Genomic DNA, 2703 nt, shown 5'->3' with positions numbered 1-2703 from the left:
TTGCAAAAATTGCCACGACTATTGAAATCGTTTTTTGGCCATCCGGATTTGGCTTATATCTCCGGGTAATGTTCGCTTACTTTATTTCGAATTAGTAAGTAAGAACCTCTATCTAATTTGGAATCGGATGTCGTCCGGCAGCTATTTCCCACCGTCCGTCAAAGCAGTTCCAATTCCGAAGAAAAGTGGAGGAGAAAGATTGCTCGGGGTACCCACGGTTAGCGATCGTATAGCGCAAACTGTGGTTACTATGACGCTGGAACCTATCCTGGAACCTGTCTTTCATGTGGACTCGTACGGGTATCGGCGCGGGAAATCCCCGCATGATGCGCTTGCGATCACGCGAAAGCGGTGCTGGGAAAGGGACTGGGTGCTGGAGTATGACATCCGTGGCTTGTTTGATCATATTGATCATGAGCTATTGCTCAAGGCCCTTGACCACCATTGCTCTGAATCCTGGGTGCTGCTGTATGTGAGGCGCTGGCTAACGGCACCGATGCAGACGAAAGATGGTAAGCAGGAACGACGGAACGTTGGCACACCACAAGGTGGCCCGTTATCGCCAGTTCTGGCAAACCTGTTTCTGCATTATGCATTGGATCGTTGGCTGACCGTTCGTCATCCGGATATCCCATTCTGCCGATATGCAGATGACGGAATACTGCGTTGTCGAAGTGAGCGTGAGGCTCAGTATCTGCATTCCCAGCTAGATATGCGTGAGGTGGACCCAATAGCTATTCACAGAGATGCCCAACAAACGAGTATACTGGCCTGTGTTTGTCCAGGCTGCTCGGATAAATCACCATCAGCTCCTTGCTAAGGCCAGGCTCACTCACGGGAATAGCCACCAGACTTCCATTTTGGACCTCCTCCCGTACAGAACTTTCAAGCACCAACGATGCGCCAAGTCCGACCTTAACCGCTTGCTTGACGGCTTCGGTGCTACTCAGCTGCATAGATACCGTCGGAAATGGCCCATGCTCACCGAAGTAGGTCGCCAAAAGCCGGCCAGTGCCGGTGCCGGGTTCGCCGCCGATCAGAGCCATGTTAGACAGCGTATCGCGGTCGATATCGGTTCGACGGGCTAACGGGTGACCAGGCGGAACGATTAGAACAACGGGCTCGTTACGCCACGCCTGAGCATGGAATCCGGGTAGATCATGCCACCACTCCATAATCGCCACGTCCAGCTCACCGTCCGATAAATGCCGTGCAATAGTCGGATTGGAATCTATTACCACATCCACCTCGGGCCCTACGCCCAGCTCCTTGTAACGACGGATGTAGGGCTGGAGCATATAAATCCCAATATTGGAGCTCGCCCCAACGCGAAGTCGAGCCTCCATAATGGAAGATCTCGCCTGCTCCTCCAGCCGGAGCAGACTTCGGGCAAAAGGCAACAAGGTTAAGGCAGCCCGGGTTGGCTCACAGCCAGAGCGCCCCCTGTGGACCAATAAAACGCCATGTTGGTTTTCGAGTTTTTGAAGGTGCTGGGACAGTGTGGGTTGTGCGATGTCCAACTGGCGGGCTGCGGCCTGAAACCCGTTGTGGTCCAGCACCGCCACGAAACTCTTCAGCCAGACAAGATTCAGCATGGGCCGCTCTCGCGGCCACTGGGATCATTGATCGCATCACCCGGCCGCTCACCCCGAAGCACTTGCAGAATGTTCCGAGCAGCGCGTTGCTCGATAGCCAGACGCACCTGGCTGACTGCCGATCCGATGTGAGCAGTAAACAGCGTGTTGGGGTGGGCCCTGAGCCCCTGGGCGATCTCCCTCGGACGATCTTCTCTCGCCCAATCTTCCATCTCAAACACATCAGCGGCGTACCCCCCCAACTGACCGGATTGAAGCGCTTGCAGAACACTACCCTCATCCACCACAGATCCACGGCAGGGATTGATAAGGAATGCGCCCGGTTTCATTCCTGTTAGCGTTTCGCGATTAATGGTGTGGAGGGTTTGCTCATTGAGCGCCAGTGCCAGGATCACAATATCTGACTGGGCCAGCAGCATCTTGAGGGGAGTATGGGACAAACCCAGTGCCTGCTCATGCTGCACGGGTAAACGTTCCGGCTGGGAATAGATTAAATCCGCTCCCCATCCGTTCAGGCGCTGCGCCACCGCTTGGCCGATGGCCCCCATACCCACAATACCAATCCGTGAGCCTTCGATCCCCTGCCCATAGAAGCGTGGTGTCCAGCCAGTAAATTCACCGGATCGAACGAAGTGGTCCGCCGCCTTGACTTGTCGGGTGAGACTGATCGTCAGCCCGACCGTTAGCTCTGCAGTAGGCACGGTTAGCAAATCCGGTACAAATGTCAGCCAAACCCCATGACGCGTGCAGGCATCCACATCAAAGTTGTCATAGCCTTTCAGGGCTGCACCAATCACCTTCAAGCGCGGACACCCCTGTAGGAACTCCACTCCAACTCGGTCTGGCATGAACGCCATCATCGCATCAGCGTCTGCAACGCGCGCAGCCACTTCCTCCTGGGGCAACGTGGCGCCGGATTGGTTGGTGACCAGCTCGCAATCTTGGGCAAGTTCATCCAGAACACTGTCATGGATCTTATGGGTTATCACAATCTTGGGTTTCATAGACGGTCCTTATTTGAATTTCTTACGAAGGCGGCCACTGAGACTGTCCACGACGGTGACCATCAACAAGATGACAATGAGAATGGCGCTGACTTCCTGATACT

The 2703-nt window shown here is 54.6% G+C and carries 3 protein-coding genes; 1 reads left to right on the top strand and 2 read right to left on the bottom strand.

Going from position 1 to position 2703, the window contains the following annotated elements; all coding sequences use genetic code 11:
- The first annotated feature begins 127 nt into the window (after positions 1 to 127).
- Positions 128 to 820: a reverse transcriptase domain-containing protein gene (locus J122_RS21415; protein WP_082780664.1), complete on the top strand. Its 693-nt coding sequence runs from the start codon at positions 128 to 130 to the stop codon at positions 818 to 820.
- On the opposite strand, the gene J122_RS20000 is transcribed toward J122_RS21415, so the two are convergent.
- A complete protein-coding gene (locus J122_RS20000) occupies positions 735 to 1595 on the bottom strand; it encodes a LysR family transcriptional regulator (RefSeq protein WP_061334045.1) in 861 nt (286 codons plus the stop codon). The two genes, J122_RS21415 and J122_RS20000, sit on opposite strands and share 86 nt — an antisense overlap.
- Positions 1589 to 2599, bottom strand: a complete 1011-nt coding sequence (locus tag J122_RS19995; protein WP_058579626.1) for a phosphonate dehydrogenase — start codon at positions 2597 to 2599, stop codon at positions 1589 to 1591. The genes J122_RS20000 and J122_RS19995 overlap by 7 nt, the downstream gene beginning before the upstream one ends.
- Between the last annotated feature and the right edge of the window lie 104 nt (positions 2600 to 2703).

This window comes from Marinobacter excellens LAMA 842, from assembly GCF_001574445.1.
GTDB lineage: Bacteria > Pseudomonadota > Gammaproteobacteria > Pseudomonadales > Oleiphilaceae > Marinobacter > Marinobacter shengliensis.
Note: the sequence above shows the minus strand (reverse complement) of the source record. Positions and strands in the feature narration are given on the sequence as shown.

Excerpts from the sequence above, each read along its gene's own strand:
- J122_RS19995 (WP_058579626.1), bottom strand. The coding sequence starts at position 2,599 with ATGAAACCCAAGATTGTGATAACCCATAAGATCCATGACAGTGTTCTG.
- J122_RS20000 (WP_061334045.1), bottom strand. The coding sequence starts at position 1,595 with ATGCTGAATCTTGTCTGGCTGAAGAGTTTCGTGGCGGTGCTGGACCAC.
- J122_RS21415 (WP_082780664.1), top strand. The coding sequence starts at position 128 with ATGTCGTCCGGCAGCTATTTCCCACCGTCCGTCAAAGCAGTTCCAATT.